21 protein-coding genes, 1 tRNA gene and 1 pseudogene are annotated in these 19,842 nt (G+C 42.0%); 6 read left to right on the top strand and 17 right to left on the bottom strand.

Annotated elements, in window-relative coordinates:
* Window positions 1-1,047 (top strand): M42 family peptidase, encoded by a 1,047-nt coding sequence (locus HWQ40_RS32000; protein ID WP_292785968.1) that lies wholly within the window; start codon window positions 1-3, stop codon window positions 1,045-1,047.
* A gap of 307 nt (window positions 1,048-1,354) precedes the next feature.
* Here the strand turns inward: HWQ40_RS32000 and HWQ40_RS31995 are convergent, their stop codons facing one another.
* From HWQ40_RS31995 to HWQ40_RS31975, 5 genes are all read right to left on the bottom strand, one after another.
* Window positions 1,355-3,388 (bottom strand): Z1 domain-containing protein, encoded by a 2,034-nt coding sequence (locus tag HWQ40_RS31995; protein ID WP_292785966.1) that lies wholly within the window; start codon window positions 3,386-3,388, stop codon window positions 1,355-1,357.
* 43 nt (window positions 3,389-3,431) lie between these two features.
* The gene (locus tag HWQ40_RS31990; protein ID WP_292785964.1) at window positions 3,432-4,814 is read right to left on the bottom strand and encodes a DNA cytosine methyltransferase; all 1,383 of its coding nucleotides are present in this window, start codon (window positions 4,812-4,814) and stop codon (window positions 3,432-3,434) included.
* A 102-nt stretch (window positions 4,815-4,916) separates the two neighbouring features.
* A complete protein-coding gene (locus HWQ40_RS31985) occupies window positions 4,917-5,162 on the bottom strand; it encodes a hypothetical protein (protein WP_292785962.1) in 246 nt (81 codons plus the stop codon).
* A complete protein-coding gene (locus HWQ40_RS31980; protein ID WP_292785960.1) occupies window positions 5,143-5,544 on the bottom strand; it encodes a type II toxin-antitoxin system VapC family toxin in 402 nt (133 codons plus the stop codon). The genes HWQ40_RS31985 and HWQ40_RS31980 overlap by 20 nt, the downstream gene beginning before the upstream one ends.
* Window positions 5,541-5,885 (bottom strand): hypothetical protein, encoded by a 345-nt coding sequence (locus HWQ40_RS31975; RefSeq protein WP_292785959.1) that lies wholly within the window; start codon window positions 5,883-5,885, stop codon window positions 5,541-5,543. The genes HWQ40_RS31980 and HWQ40_RS31975 overlap by 4 nt, the downstream gene beginning before the upstream one ends.
* Window positions 5,886-6,564: 679 nt before the next feature.
* On the opposite strand from HWQ40_RS31975, the gene HWQ40_RS31970 reads away from it, so the two are divergent.
* Together HWQ40_RS31970 and HWQ40_RS31965 are read left to right on the top strand one after the other, a co-directional pair.
* Entirely contained in the window at window positions 6,565-6,912 is a 348-nt protein-coding gene (locus HWQ40_RS31970) for a hypothetical protein (RefSeq protein ID WP_292785958.1), read from the top strand.
* Window positions 6,849-6,995: pseudogene (locus HWQ40_RS31965) on the top strand (element excision factor XisI family protein); the annotation flags it as partial. The gene HWQ40_RS31970 and the pseudogene HWQ40_RS31965, both read left to right, overlap by 64 nt.
* 167 nt (window positions 6,996-7,162) lie before the next feature.
* Here the strand turns inward: HWQ40_RS31965 and HWQ40_RS31960 are convergent.
* From HWQ40_RS31960 to HWQ40_RS31950, 3 genes are all read right to left on the bottom strand, one after another.
* A complete protein-coding gene (locus tag HWQ40_RS31960) occupies window positions 7,163-7,363 on the bottom strand; it encodes a hypothetical protein (protein WP_292785956.1) in 201 nt (66 codons plus the stop codon).
* Window positions 7,364-7,478: 115 nt separating this feature from the next.
* Window positions 7,479-7,781: a helix-turn-helix domain-containing protein gene (locus HWQ40_RS31955; RefSeq protein ID WP_292785955.1), complete on the bottom strand. Its 303-nt coding sequence runs from the start codon at window positions 7,779-7,781 to the stop codon at window positions 7,479-7,481.
* A complete protein-coding gene (locus HWQ40_RS31950) occupies window positions 7,778-8,335 on the bottom strand; it encodes a hypothetical protein (RefSeq protein WP_292785954.1) in 558 nt (185 codons plus the stop codon). Before HWQ40_RS31950 ends, HWQ40_RS31955 begins: the two co-directional genes overlap by 4 nt.
* 171 nt (window positions 8,336-8,506) lie before the next feature.
* On the opposite strand from HWQ40_RS31950, the gene HWQ40_RS31945 reads away from it, so the two are divergent.
* A complete protein-coding gene (locus HWQ40_RS31945; RefSeq protein WP_292785953.1) occupies window positions 8,507-8,668 on the top strand; it encodes a ribbon-helix-helix protein, CopG family in 162 nt (53 codons plus the stop codon).
* A 147-nt stretch (window positions 8,669-8,815) separates the two neighbouring features.
* Here HWQ40_RS31945 and HWQ40_RS31940 read toward each other — a convergent pair whose 3' ends face one another.
* From HWQ40_RS31940 to HWQ40_RS31930, 3 genes are all read right to left on the bottom strand, one after another.
* Window positions 8,816-9,361 carry a PIN domain-containing protein gene (locus HWQ40_RS31940; RefSeq protein ID WP_292785952.1) on the bottom strand — a complete coding sequence of 182 codons (546 nt, stop codon included), beginning with the start codon at window positions 9,359-9,361 and terminating at the stop codon, window positions 8,816-8,818.
* A gap of 73 nt (window positions 9,362-9,434) precedes the next feature.
* On the bottom strand, window positions 9,435-9,779 hold the full coding sequence (locus HWQ40_RS31935) for an STAS-like domain-containing protein (RefSeq protein WP_292785950.1): 345 nt from the start codon (window positions 9,777-9,779) through the stop codon (window positions 9,435-9,437).
* Window positions 9,780-10,041: 262 nt separating this feature from the next.
* Window positions 10,042-10,113 (bottom strand) — tRNA-Thr (locus tag HWQ40_RS31930).
* Window positions 10,114-10,146: 33 nt separating this feature from the next.
* Here HWQ40_RS31930 and HWQ40_RS31925 point away from each other — a divergent pair.
* Window positions 10,147-10,440 (top strand): DUF3493 domain-containing protein, encoded by a 294-nt coding sequence (locus HWQ40_RS31925; protein ID WP_292785948.1) that lies wholly within the window; start codon window positions 10,147-10,149, stop codon window positions 10,438-10,440.
* Between the two features lie 348 nt (window positions 10,441-10,788).
* Here the strand turns inward: HWQ40_RS31925 and HWQ40_RS31920 are convergent, their stop codons facing one another.
* Window positions 10,789-12,483, bottom strand: a complete 1,695-nt coding sequence (locus HWQ40_RS31920; protein WP_292785946.1) for a DUF1565 domain-containing protein — start codon at window positions 12,481-12,483, stop codon at window positions 10,789-10,791.
* A 294-nt stretch (window positions 12,484-12,777) separates the two neighbouring features.
* Between HWQ40_RS31920 and HWQ40_RS31915 the strand changes: the two genes are divergently transcribed.
* Window positions 12,778-13,314, top strand: coding sequence for an alpha/beta hydrolase (locus tag HWQ40_RS31915; protein ID WP_292785944.1), 537 nt, complete (start codon window positions 12,778-12,780; stop codon window positions 13,312-13,314).
* Here the strand turns inward: HWQ40_RS31915 and HWQ40_RS31910 are convergent.
* The 5 genes from HWQ40_RS31910 to nusA all read right to left on the bottom strand — a co-directional run bounded on the left by HWQ40_RS31910 (window position 13,311) and on the right by nusA (window position 19,726).
* Window positions 13,311-13,508: a hypothetical protein gene (locus HWQ40_RS31910; RefSeq protein WP_292785942.1), complete on the bottom strand. Its 198-nt coding sequence runs from the start codon at window positions 13,506-13,508 to the stop codon at window positions 13,311-13,313. The genes HWQ40_RS31915 and HWQ40_RS31910 overlap by 4 nt on opposite strands.
* A 141-nt stretch (window positions 13,509-13,649) precedes the next feature.
* Window positions 13,650-14,270 (bottom strand): low-complexity tail membrane protein, encoded by a 621-nt coding sequence (locus HWQ40_RS31905; RefSeq protein WP_292785941.1) that lies wholly within the window; start codon window positions 14,268-14,270, stop codon window positions 13,650-13,652.
* A gap of 105 nt (window positions 14,271-14,375) precedes the next feature.
* Window positions 14,376-17,540: a translation initiation factor IF-2 gene (infB, locus tag HWQ40_RS31900; protein WP_292785939.1), complete on the bottom strand. Its 3,165-nt coding sequence runs from the start codon at window positions 17,538-17,540 to the stop codon at window positions 14,376-14,378.
* A gap of 480 nt (window positions 17,541-18,020) precedes the next feature.
* Window positions 18,021-18,290 (bottom strand): YlxR family protein, encoded by a 270-nt coding sequence (locus tag HWQ40_RS31895; protein WP_292785937.1) that lies wholly within the window; start codon window positions 18,288-18,290, stop codon window positions 18,021-18,023.
* A 149-nt stretch (window positions 18,291-18,439) separates the two neighbouring features.
* Window positions 18,440-19,726 (bottom strand): transcription termination factor NusA, encoded by a 1,287-nt coding sequence (gene nusA / locus HWQ40_RS31890; protein ID WP_292785936.1) that lies wholly within the window; start codon window positions 19,724-19,726, stop codon window positions 18,440-18,442.
* Window positions 19,727-19,842 lie beyond the last annotated feature (116 nt).

The following is a 19,842-nucleotide window of genomic DNA, read 5'->3' as shown; positions in this document are numbered from 1 at the left end:
ATGTGGGATTACGATCGCTTATTTGAAATTATTGAAGAATTGGTCATGCACCATTCCCCTAGTGGTGCAGAAACTGAGATTAACCAGTTGTTGATGCAACGATTTGCGGCGCTGGGTGTGGAAGTCTGGTGCGATCGCGCCGATAATATTATTGCCAAGATTCCAGGAAAAAATCCAGACCGAGCGATGGCGATTACAGCACATAAAGACGAAATTGGTGCAATTGTCAAGAGTATTGGTGATCAAGGTCGTGTCAAAGTAAGCAAACTTGGCGGTTCTTTCCCGTGGGTTTATGGCGAAGGCGTTGTCGATTTACTGGGAGATAACGAAACTATCAACGGTATTCTCAGCTTTGGTTCCCGCCACGTTTCCCACGAATCACCCCAAAAAGTGCAGCAGGAAGATACTACTGTGAAGTGGGAAAATGCCTGGATTGAAACGAAGCTGACATCTGCTCAATTAGAAGCAGCTGGTATTCGACCTGGAACTAGAATGGTAATTGGCAAACATCGCAAGCGTCCAATTCGGTTAAAGGATCATATTGCTGGTTACACTTTGGATAACAAAGCCTCTGTGGCGATTTTGCTAGCTTTGGCTGAAAATCTCAAACAGCCAGTAGTCGATGTTTATTTAGTAGCATCAGCTAAAGAAGAAGTGGGAGCAATTGGGGCGCTATTTTTCACCCAAAATCAGCGTTTAGATGCGTTGATTGCTTTAGAAATTTGTCCATTATCTGAGGAATATCCGCTTAAAGATGGCGAAAGTCCTGTACTTTTATCTCAAGATGCTTATGGAATATATGATGAGGGGCTAAATGGACAACTGCGCCAATCTGCCAAGCAACTTGATATATCAGTGCAGCTAACGATACTAAGTCAGTTTGGTAGTGATGCTTCGATTGCAATGAAATTTGGTCATGTTGGGCGTGCTGCGTGTTTGGCCTTTCCTACACAAAATACCCACGGTTATGAAATTACTCATTTAGGAGCGATCGCTAACTGTATTGATTTGTTAAAAGCTTTTTGCGAAACTGAATTTGAGGAATAATTCGAGGTTCTGGTTCAAAAGAGCGATCGCATATCAACCCAAAATTGCGTGAATTTTTCTGGTTGTCAAAAATGTGCGATCGCACAGTAAAGTTATTCCTACTGTTGATTTTATGTGAGCGCGTAGGCGTAGCCCGTCGTAGACATCGCCACAATTTGCGTTTACTTTCCAAATGTCTTAAGTGTGGGGCTAGGTTTAAAATCCCTGCCTTATGGGAGCAGGAGCGTTGCGATCGCTGCCGCTTTCCGTTTGAGGAGATAGTAACTGCTCAAAAGTTGTTTATCTAGGGTATCTGAAGAAATTTAAATTAGCTTTCATTTACAGAAAACGCATAGTTACCATCTGGAAATCGGATAACTGGAATCCAGAAAGGTACTCCATACCAACCCTTATCCCGGCTACCAATATTTCGAGTCATTAGTAATGCTGGATAATTAGGGTTAATGTTGTATGGAGCATTCCTATTATGAGGAGGTAACACAGCGCCTACTTGATCGTCTCTATCTTGGCTTCTTCCAATATCGGCTTTGCGATTCACAATAATTAATGAACCAGTGTTTTGATATCTAGATTGATCTTGCAGGGTAGAAACGGCTTGCCTAATCAAATCATCATTCCAAGTACGACTTGATCCAGGTGTTTGGTACTGAAAAGACAAAATCTCTAAAATATCATCAATTGTTACTCCATATGGTTGTTGCAAATTAGAATATTTAGCGGTAGACAGCAAATTATCAAGCTCTTGGGTTTGATTACGCAAAATATTAGGATCTGATATTGGCAATGAAGGGAAATACTGCCTTCCTCCTTGATAAGTTAATAGAGTAACCGTATTTTCATTTAATACATTGCGGCGAGTCGGTCTGATTCCTCTTCCCATCAAAGGAATAAGCTGAATAGGTAAATGAGTTGCTTGGCACTGTTCTCTAACTAAATTATCACTGACATGAATATCAACAAATCTTTGAGCTAAATGAGTTGGCAAGTAAATACGAATAGCTGGTAATTCATTTTGACGATATCCATACATTCTTGCGTGTTGCAAAACTGTATCCATCTGTGGTTGTTGAGCATCCCTACCATAGTAAGTAACTAGAAGATTCTTGACAGTGACACCCCGACCTAGTTTTGTACCACCTATATAAAGGGTATGTTTTCGTGTTAGAGAGCCAATTCCTTCATCGGTATCAGAGTTAATTTTTATGACTTCTGTAGAGGTAATTCGCCTTGCTGTTTCTGCTAAAACATCATTAAATAATGGAATTGTAACATTTACAAAAGTTTGTTGTAAATTATCATAAGCATTTTGTAATTGTGTTAGGAGATTAGGAGACACACCAGTTATTGGAGCATTAGGATTTTGTCTAAGCTGGTTCATCAATTCATTCTTAAAGTTCTCAACTAATACTGATGCTAAATGATGATCTCCCTGTCTAAAACTAGTATGGAGTAAATAGGTGTATTTTTTAGAATTTCCCTGTATTCTTAAAATTGCTGCCCCTAGAAAAAATAGCAACATTGACTGTATAACAGTATCAGGAATACGGTTGCTAGTACGCAACCTATCAAGATCAATGTCAGGTACTAGACGGATATGAGCGGAATTACTAAAGTTATTGTTATCAAAAAAATAGTTTCCACCAACATAACCTGTACCAGGTTCAGTGACAACGACAAAATCAGGTCTGAAAGCACTTTGACTATCTTGTAATAGTAATGCTTGAGGAGTAGCGGTAGTTTGCAAGTATGTATGAGAATTCAGATGATTTCTTAAATCAACAATTGCTCTATTTACTGCACTTGTAGGTCTAGTTTGGTCATTTATATTCGTATCTAAACTAGCTTGATCTGCCTCATCATCAATGATAATAACTGGTTGGTTTTGCCAATTTGATAGCTGGACGATATTTAAAGCATCTCGCAAACGACGTGGAGATTTAGGACAAACTAGAGCAAGTGGTAAACCATGAGTAGCTCTTGAAGTTTGTCTAATTTCTGTCTTACCAAAAACTTGAAAACTATCTAATGCCCCTTTGATTCTTTCAAGCGTTTGCTCATAGATGTCATTTAGATTGGATGTCATCACTACAAAGTTATTGAAACCATTATCTGCCGCTAAAGCCATCGTTGTCAGAATAATAGATGTTTTTCCACTTTGGATGTGACCATAAATTAATCCCTTAACATAGCCAATTTGTGTAGGTTCCAAACATCTTTCTAATACTTCAGACGCAGTTTGAAGTATTTGCTCAAAATCATCGTATGAGATATTCTCTTCATCATGCAAATACTCTCTAAGATTAGTAATGTTATCTCCATTCAGGGTATTTATTTGTGCCATATTTTTTATCTCCTCAAGCTCTTAAAAATATCAAAAACAAAAATTATAGTTTTAGTATATATTGTGCTATCGCTAGTGTTAAAAGAAAACTGACAGTATTAGCTAACTGCTGTTGCTTGTGCATTATGCCTAAGGCTTTAGAATTATCTGTATTACCACAAAAAGTAAACCAATCAGGAAGAGACTGTAAACGGCTAGCTTCTCGCAATGATAATCCTCTATTTTGCTCTGGATGAATTATCATACTTTTGCGATAATTGCCAATTGTAATTGAAGGTTCATCCCACTTTAATCGCCTGTAGATATTACTGTGCGTATTTTCTATATCAGAATAGTTAGTCATCATGTGTCGAATATTTTGCCAGTTGCCACCAGTCGGAATATGTCTATACCTATCAATTACATAATCCGCTTGTTTTGAAACAATGTGACCTTCAATAATACCTGGAGTCGCCATTTGGCGCATTTGACGCAAAAACAGATTCGAGATTAATCGTTCCTGTGTAGGTTCGTCATACTCCTGAATAACTCGGACTTCGCCATTGTCAATCACAGGTAGATCGAAAATTGCTTCTTTTACCGTTGCATAGTTATATTTACCCATTGCTCCATGTGTAGGTAACGGAAATGCTCCCCATTCCCCAAAGTGATCAACTGTATAACCTAAATCTTGATGTAATGCCAATAAGAAAAATCTATTCCGGTGTTGTGGAACTCCATACCAAGCAGCATCTAGAACTGCGGGAAAAAGAACATACCCAGCATCCGTAAATTTTCTTGCAATATAATCAACTACTGTTAATTTACGCTTATTCTTACTTTTATTAGAACGAGGTGTCCATAGAATACCTTGCACATTTTCCAAAAGAATTGCTTTCGGTGCTAATTCTAAAGAACATTCAATAAAGTATTCAACGAGTTGATTATACGTATTCTTTGCACCCCAATTACTTCGATTAGATTGTGAAAACCCTTGACAGGGAGTTCCTCCAATAACAAGATCCACACCATCTGCTTTTTTTACAGCTTCGTCTACAATTTGAAAATCTTGTTTTTTAGTTAAATCTATAGGAGTAAAATCTGAAGGGATACAGTCTTCAATACGGTTGGTTGAGTTATTGTAAAATGTTTGATAATTAGTTTCGAGGCTTTTTAAATATATTGGGTTAATTTCAGCAGAATTAATAATTCTAAATCCTTTTTTTTGCTCCCCAGCCATCAGAAATCCAACACCCATTCCGCCGGCTCCAGCAAAAAGCTCCACGACACGCACATCATTTCTTGATGCTGTAAGCGCACCATGTAAAGAAGTAGTTTCAGACACAAGTGATGAAGAAATATTAAGTTCTTCATCTTGCTCTTTAGATAATTTGATGTTTGCTCTGTAACGAACCCTTGAACCTGGATTGCAAGCTGGCTTGATCATGAAATATTTTATGTCAAAGAATTCAATTATAAGATGGTCTTTGTTTAGGTTGAATATACGTACCAGAATTGACATTAGTATTAAATATTATAGCATCACTACTTATTTACGATAATTTTTAAGATTGTCCCTTAATTTTTGATGCACGCGATCACACCAGAAATGAATCACAGTTTGTCCCTGACAAAGTACCTCTAATGCCGCTTGCTTGTCAAACTCTAACAGTTGCAAAGGTTGTTCAGGCGATCGCCCAGTGGCAGTTTCAGGTAAAACAAGGGTGCGATGCCTGGGTTGGGCTACGCCAACGCAATTGTGATTTAGGCGATCACTATATCTCCCAATCCTCAATCAACAAGTTATTAATGCGTTGGAATTCTCTAGTGTTATGGGTGATAAGGGTTAAGTTATTTGTCAGGGTGATGGCGGCAATTTGTAAGTCATACGCGCCAATGGGAGTACCTAATGCTTCTAGTTGAGAGCGAATTGTTCCAAACGTCGTTGCTGCTAAATCGTCAAAGGGTAGTGATGTAAATTGGGCTAAAAATTGTTGTTGTAAAGTAAGATTACGTTGTGGGTTGGCACTTTTCATTGCACCATAAAATAGTTCAGCTTTGACGATTGAGCAAACGGCAATATCTTTAGTAGCAGTGGATTCTAGTTTCTGTTTTAAAGTGGAATTTTTACCTCGCATATAGATAATGCAGGTGTTAGTATCGAGCAGGAATTTCACAGGATTGGTTCGCGTTCTGGTTGTTGTCCTTGGGGATGACGGAAGAAGGTTTCATCTTGGATACATCCATAAAATTGAGGCAGGGGATATTCTGTTATTTCGGTTGGAGTTGCTGGTTGTAGGGACTCAATGAGGGTTTTTAGTAATCGAGTAAGGTCAAATTCTTCGGGTAATTTAGCCACGGGGGATTGACGGAATAATTCTGATATTTTGCTTGTTTGCACAGATTGGGTGTTGTTATTGTGTGTAGTCAGGCTTTGTGCCAGGAGTTGGATAATATACAATTTATCGTCAGGTGAAAGCTGAAGGAGTTGTTGTTCGAGTTCTGGGACAACCATCATGGGGCTTACGTAGAGGATAAGTTCATTTTACTTTCATAATCAAAAGTTAATCTAGCGATGCCTGGGTTGGGCTACGCCAACACATTTATCGATTTTGTGACTGCAATTGCGATTTTAGCGATCGCCCCGTAGCAGTTTCAATTTATCGTTTGTGATTTTGGCGATGCCTGGGTTGGGCTACTCCAACGCATTTATCGATTTGGAGAATGCAATTGTAATTTTAGCGATGCCTGGGTTGGGCTACGTCAAGGCATTTATAGATTTGGCGATCGCATTTGTTATTTCGGGGTACGCAATTGTTATTTCGGAGTACGCAATTGTTATTTCGGAGTACGCAATTGTTATTTCGGGGTACGCATTTGTTATTTCGGCGTTCGCAATTATTGATTTTGTGATTACTGTTGCTGATTGTACTTATTCTAAAACAACAAATCGATATGAAAAATGAGTAAAAACACACGCAAACTCGTAATTATTTCGTTGAAATTTTAATGAAATAAATCCACAAAACTACCCATCTCAGGCAAAAGGATACTCCACTATAGGAATCCTACTTGAATCTTGCTCAGTATACTGAGAAGTCAAGCTTTGTATGTCAAGCTTCTAGGCAGCTTGATTGTTCAAAAATCAAATAGGAGTCCTATATGTTGAAAAAGGAATTATTAAAAAAGGATGTGTTATGTCTTTAAAAACTCGTGGTTCTGCTGCTATTGACAAAGCCCAACTTCGTCTCGCCTTGCTTAAATCTATTGATGAAAATCTGGATTTAGGACATGGGTTAACCATTGAAGCTTACAACCACCTAATCAACACTACCCGTGCTGTGCTAGAAGCTAATAATACGCTGGTTTCCAATCTAGAAGAATCGCGTAAAACAGTAACCCAGATGGATAAAGCTCTCTCTGAAATGTCTGAACGAATGCTAAGTGGAGTTGCAACTGTCTACGGCAGAAACAGTATAGAATTAAAGATGGGAAAATATGGATTCAACATGATGGTACCGAAGTTGGAATTGCCAATCGATTAATTGAAATGGGAGTACCCAAGCAAGATATTATTTTGGCGTTTCACGAACCATATATACGTCAGTTTACCGGGTTTGGAACTTGAAAAATATTTCTGTTATGGCAAGCGCCGAATAAATACCAGTTGTGTTTGTTCCCGTTGTTCTTCTCATGTTTACTTGTAAACGTCAGTGACGCTGGAATCCCCCGCATTTATGCGTCGCAAGTGTCAAAAGAGGATGCGTTGGCGTAGCCCAACCCAGGCATCGCTACTTACTTTACAGCAGTCTGGTTTTGCTGTTCTAATACCACATTGAAAATCAGTGTAAAATTCACATTTGGGATGAGTCGGCGTAAAACTTGTAAATGAGCTTCGGCATCACTGCGGCGACGAAAACGAGCTACAATCTGGTTCTGCATATTAGGTAAAAGCCTGACTATACACCAAGGACTGAGCTTTTCAAGATAAGTCATGGTCGCTTTGCTCCAAGTCAAAAGTTAAAAGTCAAAAGAAAAAGCATAAAAGCCAGCCTACTGTGATGGTGGCTGGCAAGAAATATCATTTTGATATTGCAATTAGATGCAGTTTCTACTCACTCTTGTCTGGAAAACAAAGCTTTTGCAACAGTTCTTCGGGGATATCCTCAAAGTGTTCTAGCAAAAAGTTCATCAGCGCCAGGTGGCATAAATCGGCTGGCATAGGACGACGATAGTTTTTACCTCTAGCAAACCAGCGTCGAACTGTGGACAGGGAACGAGAGCAAATCTGAGCCATTTGTTCGTAGTTTACCTGCCATTTGGAGTAAAACTGCTTGGGAGTCATACCCAATTGACAATAACTGTAGAATTGCATCAAATCTTGCTCTCGCTGCTTGAGTGGATGAGGATTCATAAATGTGTCTCCTCGCTGATTGGTTCTAAATCTTCTTCCCAAGCAATATCGGCAGATGTCCAAGCAGCACTAGGGCTATCTTTGGTTAACCAAATCAGGTAGCACCAACTCCAGCAGCAGCGATCGCAAGCAAAGCTATAAAATCGACCAATGACAACACCCCAGTCAGTATCGCTTTGGGCAGAGAGCCAACGCAAGCGATCGCCATATAAAAATCTGGGTGTCTTTGCTACATCAGGAAAGTTGTCTGGAAGCTCAATAGATGCGTCTGGGTATTTCAGGTTAATCAAACCTGGGACTATATCTTGGTGACTGTGCCGGATGAGATTGAGATAATTGGCAATCAACTTACCATTGATGCTGTGAGTTAACCCAGATACCAGAATTGCAGCTAGACTTTCTATTTCTTGCTGCTGGGGTTGTATCCAGGTGCTATCAAAGTCAGCGTCAGAGTAGTTGTTGAGCTTTGCTAGTAATTCTGTGATGCCGAAATCATCTAAAGCTTGTTGATAAGCTCTGTGTTTATCCGTTTTGTAGCTAACAGGCTTTAACATTGTATATGTCTCCTGTGATAGGGGGGCCAAAAGCCAGCATCCGCCCGAGAAAGTTGATGGCTGGCTTTTGACTTATCTGTAAGTATACATAAAAACAAACTATCTTTATGTTATTTAATGTGTTATTATGTGATAAATATATAAACAAACAAAATCGCTTATGATGGTGATATGGGAAAAGTTACAGTAACTATTTACATGGAAGAAGAAGACAAAGAAGCCCTGCAACAATTGGCTGATGCAGAGGAGCGTTCTTTGTCTCAGATGGCGGTGTTAATTGTGAAACGAGCGATTAAACAAGCTCAGAATGACGGGAAAATTCCACCAAAATAATTCGTAATTCGTCTGGGAAGCGATACCTTCTCTACGAGAGGCTGCGCGTAGCAAGATCCTGAAGGGTACGCCAACGCGCTGTACGCAATGGGTTTTGAAGATGCGAGTAACTGCTGTGTAATTTCTGGCAGTTGGTTAGGACAATGCTTATCTAGTTATAAGTTTGCCTTGATTTTTAGCTGCGGCGATCGCTCCTGGATTAGCAGTAAATACCTGAATTCCTGGCACTGTCACATAATCGCCATCATCAGTAATAATTTTGTTGACTGATTCTTGTTTCATTGATTCCAGAATGAACAAATCATAACCATCCAAGCATTGATTACTGAACTGAGTTAAAGCATTATCTACAGTGTTTTCATCGAGTTGGACACTAATTTGAAGAGCATAAATGTTCTTGACTTGATTCCATGCAGCTTTTACTTGAGAAACAACTTTAGCTCTTTGTGAGGGGTAGTTATGGCGGTATTCTTTATTGTTAATTCTGCTAGAACTGTAAGATGATAGCTTTTTTTCTTCTCTTTCAATAATATGAGCTAATTCTGCTAGAGATAGGCCAGAACAACAAAGGGTAGCACCTGCTGTAAAAGTATCTGTGATGTAGTTTGAATAGATGCTTTGATACGCATTGAGAGACGAACTTGCTTGAGGATATGTTAGCCAGTACCAGACATTTGTATCAACTAAAATCAAATATCCCCTTTTTGGGGGGAATCAGTTGTGATGTCAATGACATCTGCTTGTACAGTGTAGTTAACTGTCATCACTAACAAACAGATTGTTCAAGAATCATTTCATTTACAGCTTGACGATACTGCTGATCTGAGTAATAACGCTTTGCATTCTCAAACACATTATCGTAGGTCTCTTGACCAACAGGATTGAGATTAGATACAACTAGAAGCCGATCTAAGTCTTCGGCTTTGATATCACGTAATAATTGACTAATGGCAAAATTGAAAAACACAGACAAGAATCTTCTTACGCCAGCAAAGTCTAGCTCTACTGGTTTTCCTGCTTGCAGTTGAGGATAAATTAAATCATAGATTTGCTGCCCAGCTTTCTGGCTCATGCAGTTTTCGCCAATCAGTTCATAGACTTTGTATTTCATGGCTCTAAAACCTTTACTAGAACCTTTGTACTCAAATCATAATTCACATTGCGGTCAGTAGAGGCGGGTTCACCTAAATCATCATCTTTTCTTCGGGAAGAGACTCATCAAATAACCAAGGTTCCCGTTCGCATGGAAGCGAATTTCTAGGTTTGATGACAATAATTTGTCACAACGACATTAATCTGTCACCGACAACAAATAATTAGTCACTGTACATTAACTTATGTCAAACTTGACTATTGAGCAATACTTTCATCAAAGCCGATGATGGGATTTGAACCCACGGCCTGCTGATTACGAATCAGCTGCTCTACCACTGAGCCACATCGGCGTACACAATCTAAGAGCATAACATGATTTAATCATGGTAGATCAAAATCAGAAAAATCGCCTTAATCCTGAACAGTATGCCAGCCTCAAAGCAGAAATAGCCGCTCCTTATCGCGGCTTACGACAATTTTTTTACATTGCTTTCGGTGCTTCTGGTTCACTCGGTGCATTTGTCTTTTTCTTCCAAGTGCTTGCTGGACGAGATGTTGAGAGTGCTTTGCCTAGTTTAGCTCTCCAAGTAGGAATCGTTGCCCTAATGGTCTTCCTCTGGCGCTGGGAACAACGTCGGCAACAACGTCCCAATTCGGGTAAAAATCCTAATTCCTGAAGGGAGAAATTTTAGCTAGTTAATTTTCGACTACTTTCTTTTGATATATCTTTTCTTCAAATTTACTCATGCTTTTATGAAGATTAAAATATCAAGAGAGAAAAAATAAAAAAATTATTAGGAAATTCCAAAAAGCAAAAAGTTCTGAGAAAATAGAAATTATTGAAACGGGGTTAGCTATATAAAGACCCTGACCATAAATCCAATCACATTCAAATGGGGTCGGCTATATTTAAAGACCCCAAATTTTATGTTTAAAAAACCTTAAAATTAATAAAACTCACATTATTTGGAAGCGCCAGACTGATAATTTGTTAGTCTGGCGCTTCCAATTTGCTAACTAGACATTTACTGAACTGTTACCAAATAGGATGAAGGAATTGGTTGGGCACGTCCAGCATTGACAAGTGCCTGGTAAACAAAGGCAGCAACTTCGGCTCTAGTCGCCTGACGATTAGGATTGAGTTGCTTGGCTGTGGGATAGTTGATCACTAGTTGCTTGGCAGTTGCCGCCGCAACAGGAGCGATCGCATAATTAGGAATCTGGGCAGCATCGGTGTAAAAAGAAAGGACATTCTGATTATTCGCAGTTAAGCCCAAACCATTAGCTAAAGCGACTAGCGCTTGCACTCTAGGAATTTGCTGCTGTGGCTTAAAGGTGCCATCAGGATAACCAGAAACAAATTGACTCTGGTAAGCAGATTGAATAGCAGCATAAGCCCAGAAATTGCTTGCTACATCCTTAAACTGAATGGCTGCACGTTTGGTTGGTGGCGTTAGGGCTTTAGTGATAATAGTGGCAAATTGAGCGCGGGTTACAGGTTCATTGGGTTTAAAGCTGCCATCAGGAAAACCAGCAATAATATTTTGGGAGGCTAAAGCTTCGATGTAAGTTTTTGCCCAGTAATTTGCTGGTACATCTTTAAAGGCAACAGGCCCTCCAGGCGGTACATCAACAGTTGCAGCAACAAAATCTACTGAGCCGAAAATCTTTTTCTGATCGATATCGTTGCCAACAGCGACGATTTTACCGGTTTTGGTGGCGTTGTTCACATCATAACGAGTGTTATTGCGGATAAGATTGCCACCAGGATTTTGGTTGGTGCCAAGGTCGGGTAAAGCATTAACAGTTGCTACTACTCCATCCCGCTTATTGTTCTGAATGACATTCTTACGCAACACGGGTTTGGCAGTCTCTGAGATAAAGAGACCATCTTGGTTTTCGATAATTTGGTTTTCTATAACTAGAGGTGTAGAAGTCCCACCGATCGCAAGACCAAAACCAGTATCCTGAAATAAGTTACTCCGAATTTCTCCTTGAGCAGTCTTAGCAATTGAAATTCCGTTGCCTTTGTTTTGCACAAAGAGGTTACTTTCAATTTTGGGATTGCCTGTACCTGTGACAAAAACACCCTCTCTGACACTGTTAGTAAAAGTACTGTTTTTGATAATCGGATTAGTTGACTCCACCCACACACCCGTACCCCGGCTATTTGGGTTGGTGACGGTGACACCAGCGATCGTGGTATCTTGCTCGGCAAGGATGGTAATATCCTGTCTAGCAAAGGTGCGACTAGTGTAGAAACCTCCACCTGTAATCAATATCCCCTGACCTTTAGTAGCTTCATCACCCCGCAGTGTCACCCCTGGTTTAAGTAAAAGCGGGAAGGTTTCACCACTTTCCTGGTTATAATTACCAGGTGCTAATTGAATAACTGCACCTGCTTGGGCTTGACTGAGAGCGAAACTGATGCTTTTGTAGGGTGCAGCTGAGGTTGCACCAGCACCAGCCCTATCTGCACCAGTTGCTGGATTAACGTAAATCGCTGCGGCAGTTGCAGGGGCTTGTGCTGTAAGAGTTGGGGCGATATTTTCTAGATGAGTAGCACCAGCATTAACCTCATTAGGTAGTAGTATTGACCCACTAGAAACAACAAGTATTGCCGTTAGTCCGGCTCCCAGGCGCAAAGTGTATCTGAGATGACTGCTAGAAAGAAGGCGAAAATTTTTCGCCAGACAAATGTGAGAACCCCGATATTTCATTTTTTCCGTCTGTGATGTGCTGAATTACCGTATATCAAACAAGGTTAAAGATAACAGCGTTGTAGCTGCTCTAAAACCCATGCAAAACTATACTGGATGATTAGCACTGATTCAGCTAAATTCCCTAGATAGGTCACAGAACTTATACATTAGTTATATTGTGTTATTCAGAAAATTTTCTTAGGGGCACTATGGAGATGAGGCGATTTTTAGTATTCCCTAAAGCTAGATACCACAACTAATTCTGCTGAAATATCATCACAGAAAAAGCAAACCTATTGGAAATCGGGAGAAATGCATTTTTATTTTTTAGGGCTGCGTCGCGTCTTAGTTTTAGTAGGCATTATCTGTCTTCTGTTTTTGTCCACTCCTGCCTTTGCAGCAGAACGAGTAGTGCTGAAGTATAGTATCTTCCGTGAATCACTTTCTGTAGAGGAACTATCCACCTTTGCCCAAACAGGTGAACTCTCAGGTTCACTAAAAGTTAATTTAGCTTTGGCACGACAAGACCCCAAAACCATTCGTCAGTATTTAACAAAGCCTGTGAAGGTAAACCCTGTATTTTTAGATAAAGTGCTGAATAGCCAGATTGGTAATATTATTTTGGATCGAATTAGTCAAGTTACCTATACACCGTCTCAAAGAGCAAATCGGCAAGCTTTACGAGCCGCTTTGGTACTTTCTGCGAATCAAGACGGGCAAGTGTCGCTGATTAAAATTATTAAGAATTATCCCACTAATGAAGTGGAAGTTGATGGCGATCGCTTGAAGGGTGCATACCGTCAACTCCGCCGCTTGCAAACAAGCCTACAAGATTTATTTGGTGTTTAGTAAGCTAAAGTTTCTAAAGTTTCCCTTAAATACCTTTGTACCTGATGTTCCAAGCGAATTCCTTCTAATTGAGCATCGCGTTCTAGTTGCCAGCGTTGAAAACCGGAACTAGTGGAGATCGCACATTTGAGGCTATACCAAATTTCAGTATTAACAGAAAATTGGCGATCGCTAGAAGCTGGAATTTGAGCCATAGTTCCTTATTCCTTTATTTTAAACTTCAACGGTAACTGGATATTAGGCATTGAGCATTGGTTATTTATTCTCCTCTACTCCTCTGCCCCCCTGCTCTTTTCTCTAGCCCTTGAAAGTGAAATAATATACTTTACGGGCTACTACGAATCTGTATTTATCCTAAACAATGATTGCAATAATCGGGGCACGATTTGATTAACCCGCACTCCTAAAATGGTGAAATCTTGCTTAATCTTTTCTAAAGATAATGGCTCGATGCCAGCGAATTCTGTCTCATTAATCACCAAAACTCGCATTACACTCACAGGTATTTGTAAAAATAGATTGCTGCCCAAAAAGGCTAATCCCGCAAGCACTAGTGCAAGGCTGCGCCATTGTGGGAGGAATTTAGCTGAATTTGCTACTAATGGGGCAATTTGGTAAAGATTCCACAGTATCCAAACCGACAATACTGCTGCCGCTAATGCCAGGATACGATTTAACTTTGTATTAATTAAACAGAGAATTTTCCGCTGCCGTTCAGTCAGATTTTCTGGCTTTAGGGCTATTCCTAAAAGAGCAAATATATAAAAGGGGCGACGCAACTGCATCCATAACAGAGGGAGAACACCAATGGCGGCAACTAAGAATAGCTCCATCCAGACCGGCAAAAACGGCTCGCCTACAGACAAGAACAATAAGCAGAGTACTAAAAAAACAGGCAACGTCGCCAATCCAGCAACGTGAATCCACAAAATAGGTTCAGAGCGAAATGAATGCATATTATAAAAAGTTGTGAGTTAAGAGTTAGGAGTTAAGAATTAGCAGCCTTTAACTCCTAACTCCTAATTTATTACTCCTAACTTCTAACCATTTTACCCTCAACACTATCTCGTTAAGGTGAGAGTGCGGCGTTTTGTAACCATCTGATAGGATTCGATGATGTCACCTTCAACCCAATCATTGAATTTATCCATGCCGACACCGCATTCATAACCGGCGTTGACCTCACGAGCATCTTCTTTCATCCGTTTTAAGGAGTCAAGGACGCCTTCAAAGATCACCTTACCACCACGTCGCACCCTGACTTTGCAGTTGCGAACTAGCTTGCCAGATTGAACGTAGCAACCGGCAACCGCACCACGACCGACTGGGAAGACGGCACGGACTTCGGTTTGACCCAAGGGTTCTTCCACCAACTCTGGTTCCAAGAGACCTTCCAAGGCATCTTGGATATCTTCTAGGAGTTTGTAGATGACGTTATATTCCCGGACATCGACACCTGCTTCATCAGCGGCTTGTCTAGCGCCACTGGCAAAAGTGGTGTTGAAGCCGATAATTACAGCGTTACTGGCAGCTGCTAAATCGATATCTGTCTCGGTGATTTCCCCAGCCGTAGCCAACAGCATCCGAATTTGGACTTCGTTTTGCGGGATTTGCTTGAGCGCTCCCACAATGGCTTCCACCGAACCTTGTACGTCTCCCTTCAAGATCAAGTTGAGTTCTTTCAACTCACCTTCTTGTGCTTGAGCCGACAGGGTTGTGAGGGTAACACGTCCTTGTAATAGGCGGGATAGGCGTTGTCTGTCTGCGCGATCGCTAGCGAGAGATCTGGCTTCTTTTTCGTTCTGGAAGACCTCGAACTCGTCGCCAGCTGCTGGCACATCACTTAAACCTAGTACCTCGACAGCAAAGGAAGGAGAAGCAATTTCTACTCTCTTACTTCTGTCATCCACCATCGCCCGGACTTTACCGAAGGCCGAGCCAGCTACTAAGATATCTCCCACATGCAGGGTGCCATTCTGAATTAGTAGGGTAGCAACTGCTCCCTTAGCTTTATCCAGATGTGCTTCAATGACAGTTCCTTTGGCGTTACGATCTGGGTTGGCAGATAGTTCTGCAACCTCTGCTACTAAGAGAATCATCTCTAAGAGCGTATCCAGATTTTCACCTCTGATGGCGCTCACGGGAACCATGATTGTCTCACCGCCCCAGTCTTCTGATGTCAGACCATACTGGGTCAGTTCTTGTTTAACCCGCTCTGGCTGTGCCCCTTCTTTGTCAATTTTGTTGATTGCAACAACAATTGGTACTCCTGCGGCTTGGGCGTGGCTAATGGCTTCAATGGTTTGGGGACGGACACCATCATCAGCAGCCACTACTAAGACGGCAATGTCTGTTACCCGCGCTCCTCGTGCCCGCATAGCTGTAAAGGCTTCGTGACCAGGAGTATCCAGGAAGACTATCTGCTGTGGTTTGCCCTCGTGTACTATATCCACATGGTATGCACCAATGTGCTGAGTGATACCGCCAGCTTCACCAGCAGCCACTTTGGTTTTGCGGATTGAGTCGAGCAGGGTTGTTTTACCGTGGTCTACGTGACCCATAATTGTCACGACAGGCGGACGGCGGTGGAGATATTCTTGGTCTTCTGCACCAACCATTTCCGTAATTTTCCGAGCTTCTGCTTCTCGTTCGGCGGTTTCAACTTCTATTTCTAGTTCTTTTCCTACCAAGGTAATTGTGGGAATATCTAAATTTTGAGTGATACTCACCGCCATACCTTTAAGGAACAGGATTTTGACAATCTCTGTATCAGGAACGGCTAAAACGTCAGAAAGTTCTTGCACAGTCAACGGCCCTGTGATCGTCACTTTTTCGGGGCGATCGCGCTTTGTCTCGGCTTCTTGGCGACGGTTTTGGTGATGGTCGCGCCCAGAACCAGATTTGGAACCAGACCTAGAACCAGACTTTCTGGCTCTTGCAGTTGGGGCGCTAGCAAGGGTTGCACCTGGCATCTGTACAGGTCGAGTCGCTTTCGGTTTGGGAGGACGAGCGATAGAAAGGCTGACTTGGACTGTGGCTGGTGAATCTATATCGTCATCATCCAGCAAATCTTCTTCAAACTCATCATCAAGTATGGGTTTGATTCGCTTGCCTTTGACGCCAGCTTTTGCCTTCTCTTTAACCTCGTCAATTATTTCCTCTTCTACCCACTTTTTACCGCCTTTGGTCGGTCGAGGCGGACTTGGGCGTTTCAAATCGAGGAGATCCGGTGTGACTGGCTCATCACCCAATCCTTGAGATTTGCCCGCTATGCCTGACATCTGTCTGGGTGGAGTAGCGATCGGCATTGCGGCTGCTACTGCTTCACCTGGACGTGCCGGTCTGGGTCTTTGTCCTTCTCCCAATTGTGATGGTGCAGATGGTCTATTGCCTCTCTGCTCTGGTCTGCTGGGTGCAGGGGTAGGACGACTAGTCCTTTGTGGCGCACCTGGTGCAGACTGGTCTGTTGGCAGTTTAGCGACTCTTGGCTTAATTTGCTCGCGATCGCCTTCCGCGGGTCGTAGCCGTTGGTCGCGTTTGAGGATCGGTTTATCTGCCTGAGATACTGGCGGCTCATCTTCCACCTGGGCAACTTCTGCCTCAGGTCTGGCTGGAGGAGCAACTAGTTGCGGTTTGATCGGTTTTTCCGATTTCGGTCTGGGTGTAACTGTTTTTTCCGGTTTTTGGGATGCTATTTTTTCCGGCGCTGGATTTGGATTAGGCGTTTGTTCCAAGTCAGCGATCGGAGGTTGCTCTTGAGTCTCAGATTGAGTCCGGGGCACAGGTCGAGTTGGTGCTGCCGGTTTCAGGGGTGAGACTGGTGTAGCGAAAGGCCGTGGAGGAGAGGGAGGATTAGCTTCAGACAAGGCAGCTTGGGTATTGTTAGCAAGTGACGCCTCTGGGGCGTTGGAGGTAGTATTTCTCAATATTTTGGGTTTGCGTATTTCCAAAATTTGCTGTTTGTGGGGTGCAGCAGGTCGGTTACGTCCACCGTTCGGTGGTGAATTCGGCTTATGGCTGGTTGTACCTAGTTCCTTTTTGGCTGACACATTCGTAGCTGCAAGCTTTTCTGCTGCCGCCCGGATGTTTTCTGCCTCGGATTCTGAAATCGTGCTGCTATGGCTTTTGACCGCAATATCGAGCTGGTCGCAAATTGCTAGTAGCTCTTTGTTATCCAAATTCAATTCCTTTGATAATTCATAAATTCTAACTTTGCCGTTGTTCATCCACTCTTCCCCTTTAATTTACAGTTTTAGCGGATGGTTGCCTGGGAGTGCGACATCTCCATCCTTGGATTACTGTTTTTAGACTGCCGTTCAGTTTTTGCCGGTGCCTCCAATCAGGAAAGAGAGATGTTTCGGTTTAATAATGGCATCCCCACCAGGAATGATGGTTGAGGGATACCCATAAAAATTTCTTAAATAAAAGATTTTTATAGGAACCCTTGACGCCGAACTGCGCCTGAGCGCTACCAGGTTGCCATTTTGTAGTTTCTTGTTTTGTTGATTCTGAGTCTTCCACAACACAATCGATTACATCTTGTTCTGGGAATGGTGCCTCGCCCCTCGTTATTGGAGAGCCGAATGCCTTTTACACCCATTTACTATTTTGGCACTAACCTTAACGCTCAACAGGGAGTGTGATGAAAGCGCGATTTCGGCTTTCGACACAATTCCTCTAATGATTACGTCACAAAGTTGTTCCAACTAAATTTGGTTTTGGGTATTACTGCGGGCTAGACGTTGCGACAAGCTTTGGTACAGTGCTTCTGGCACTGATGCATGTAGCGATCGCCCTAGTCGATTTTTTTTTTGAGCCGCTTGTAAGCAACTCGTTTCTGGACAAATATAGGCAGAACGCCCCATGCCCTGATCCAATTGTACCTTTCCCGATGGAAAGACGCGGACAATCCGCCAAAACTCATCTTTTGAGCCTACTTTACGGCAACTAATACAGCGCCGATAATTTGGTTGCATCGGTTCTTTGCGATCTCAGTCCAGGATTTGGGATGTAAAAAGAAGTTTATTATTACTATTTTTTACTTATACCAAGTAGCTTTTGAGAAAATAATCCTTGAGACTGAGACTACAATCTTACAGTATCAAAACTTTACAAAATTAATCAATTATTCATCATCGTTATTGTCAAAACTATCTTCCTCTTCTAATTCATTCTGATTTTCATCCTCGAATTCTTCTTTATATTCAAGCTCGTCTTCTTCTGATTCCTCTGATTGATATTTTGTTCTAACGGCTGCAAATTTGGTATCCTCTGCTGCATAGTCATACTTAGCTTTGTCTTTAATGTCTATTTTCCAACCAGTTAGACGGGCTGCCAAACGGACGTTTTGTCCTTCTTTCCCAATAGCCAAACTCAATTGATCTTCAGCTACAAGTACGTGAGTTTGCCGCGATTCTGGGTCCATCAGGCGTACTTCATCTACTCGTGCTGGACTTAAGGCATTAGCAATGTATGTTGCTGGGTCTGGCGACCAGCGAATTACATCTATTTTTTCACCGCGTAATTCGTTGACTACCACTTGAATTCGCGATCCCCTAGCTCCAATACAAGCGCCTACTGGGTCTACATCGCGATCGAGAGTATCTACTGCTATTTTAGTCCGGGGGCCGACATAACGGGAAGGGGGGTTTGCCTCCCTAGCTACGGCAACAATACGTACCACCTCATCTTCGATTTCTGGGACTTCGTTGGCAAAAAGATAAACCACCAAACCAGCATCAGCACGAGACACAAGCAACTGTGGTCCTCGTTGTTGACCTTGGGAGACTTTTTTCAAATATACCTTGAAGGTGGCATTTGCCCGATAATTATCGTTGGGCAGCTGTTCCCGCTTCGGTAATTCGGCTTCTACTTCTGGCTGACCAAAGCCACTGCTAACTGCTAGAACCACTGATTGCCGCTCAAACCGCAGGACTCTTGCTTGGAGAACAGTTCCTTCTAAATCTTGGAACTCTTCTTGCACCATTTGGCGCTGTTGATCCCGTAACTTTTGCGCCAATACCTGCTTAGTTTGCATCGCTGCCATCCGACCAAATTCTCCCTGGTCGGGGGTAACATCCAGCACCACAGAGTCCCCTAACTGCGCTTCGGGAGCGACTTGTTGAACTTCGTCTAAGGAAATTTGGTGGTCTGTGTTATCTACTTCTTCAACAATGGTTTTGGTGGAAAGAACGCGAAATCCTTCTCCTTCGATATCGAGTTCAACTTCAAAATTTTCAAAATAATCTTCGTCAAACTGTTTGCGCTCTAAATTTTGGGCGCGGCGATAACGTTCATAGCCTTTGAGTAATGCTTCTCTAATAGCTGATTGAACTGCAAGCCGGGGTAAATTCCGTTCGCGACTTATACTTTCAATTAATTCTTTTAATCCGGGTAAAGTAACCATTGACATAAGCAATCTCCTTTAAAAATTAGGGAGTGGGGAGAGATGCGATTAATCGCGTCTCTACTGAGTAGGGACTGGGGACTGAAAACTACGCACTAGAGCCAGGGATTAGAGAATAGCTT

This window comes from Nostoc sp. NMS9 (genome assembly GCF_017114995.1).
Lineage (GTDB): Bacteria > Cyanobacteriota > Cyanobacteriia > Cyanobacteriales > Nostocaceae > Nostoc.
This window is presented reverse-complemented; position numbering and strand designations above follow the sequence as displayed.

What these genes read in the sequence shown, in the direction of transcription:
- HWQ40_RS31920 (WP_292785946.1), bottom strand. Translation starts at nt 12,483, where the DNA reads ATGAAATATCGGGGTTCTCACATTTGTCTGGCGAAAAATTTTCGCCTT.
- HWQ40_RS32000 (WP_292785968.1), top strand. Translation starts at nt 1, where the DNA reads ATGTGGGATTACGATCGCTTATTTGAAATTATTGAAGAATTGGTCATG.
- HWQ40_RS31995 (WP_292785966.1), bottom strand. Translation starts at nt 3,388, where the DNA reads ATGGCACAAATAAATACCCTGAATGGAGATAACATTACTAATCTTAGA.
- HWQ40_RS31935 (WP_292785950.1), bottom strand. Translation starts at nt 9,779, where the DNA reads ATGAAATACAAAGTCTATGAACTGATTGGCGAAAACTGCATGAGCCAG.
- HWQ40_RS31945 (WP_292785953.1), top strand. Translation starts at nt 8,507, where the DNA reads ATGGGAAAAGTTACAGTAACTATTTACATGGAAGAAGAAGACAAAGAA.
- HWQ40_RS31975 (WP_292785959.1), bottom strand. Translation starts at nt 5,885, where the DNA reads ATGATGGTTGTCCCAGAACTCGAACAACAACTCCTTCAGCTTTCACCT.
- HWQ40_RS31895 (WP_292785937.1), bottom strand. Translation starts at nt 18,290, where the DNA reads ATGCAACCAAATTATCGGCGCTGTATTAGTTGCCGTAAAGTAGGCTCA.
- HWQ40_RS31990 (WP_292785964.1), bottom strand. Translation starts at nt 4,814, where the DNA reads ATGATCAAGCCAGCTTGCAATCCAGGTTCAAGGGTTCGTTACAGAGCA.
- HWQ40_RS31955 (WP_292785955.1), bottom strand. Translation starts at nt 7,781, where the DNA reads ATGAATCCTCATCCACTCAAGCAGCGAGAGCAAGATTTGATGCAATTC.
- HWQ40_RS31915 (WP_292785944.1), top strand. Translation starts at nt 12,778, where the DNA reads ATGCATTTTTATTTTTTAGGGCTGCGTCGCGTCTTAGTTTTAGTAGGC.
- HWQ40_RS31925 (WP_292785948.1), top strand. Translation starts at nt 10,147, where the DNA reads ATGGTAGATCAAAATCAGAAAAATCGCCTTAATCCTGAACAGTATGCC.
- HWQ40_RS31960 (WP_292785956.1), bottom strand. Translation starts at nt 7,363, where the DNA reads ATGACTTATCTTGAAAAGCTCAGTCCTTGGTGTATAGTCAGGCTTTTA.
- HWQ40_RS31950 (WP_292785954.1), bottom strand. Translation starts at nt 8,335, where the DNA reads ATGTTAAAGCCTGTTAGCTACAAAACGGATAAACACAGAGCTTATCAA.
- infB (WP_292785939.1), bottom strand. Translation starts at nt 17,540, where the DNA reads ATGAACAACGGCAAAGTTAGAATTTATGAATTATCAAAGGAATTGAAT.
- HWQ40_RS31910 (WP_292785942.1), bottom strand. Translation starts at nt 13,508, where the DNA reads ATGGCTCAAATTCCAGCTTCTAGCGATCGCCAATTTTCTGTTAATACT.
- nusA (WP_292785936.1), bottom strand. Translation starts at nt 19,726, where the DNA reads ATGTCAATGGTTACTTTACCCGGATTAAAAGAATTAATTGAAAGTATA.
- HWQ40_RS31905 (WP_292785941.1), bottom strand. Translation starts at nt 14,270, where the DNA reads ATGCATTCATTTCGCTCTGAACCTATTTTGTGGATTCACGTTGCTGGA.
- HWQ40_RS31970 (WP_292785958.1), top strand. Translation starts at nt 6,565, where the DNA reads ATGTCTTTAAAAACTCGTGGTTCTGCTGCTATTGACAAAGCCCAACTT.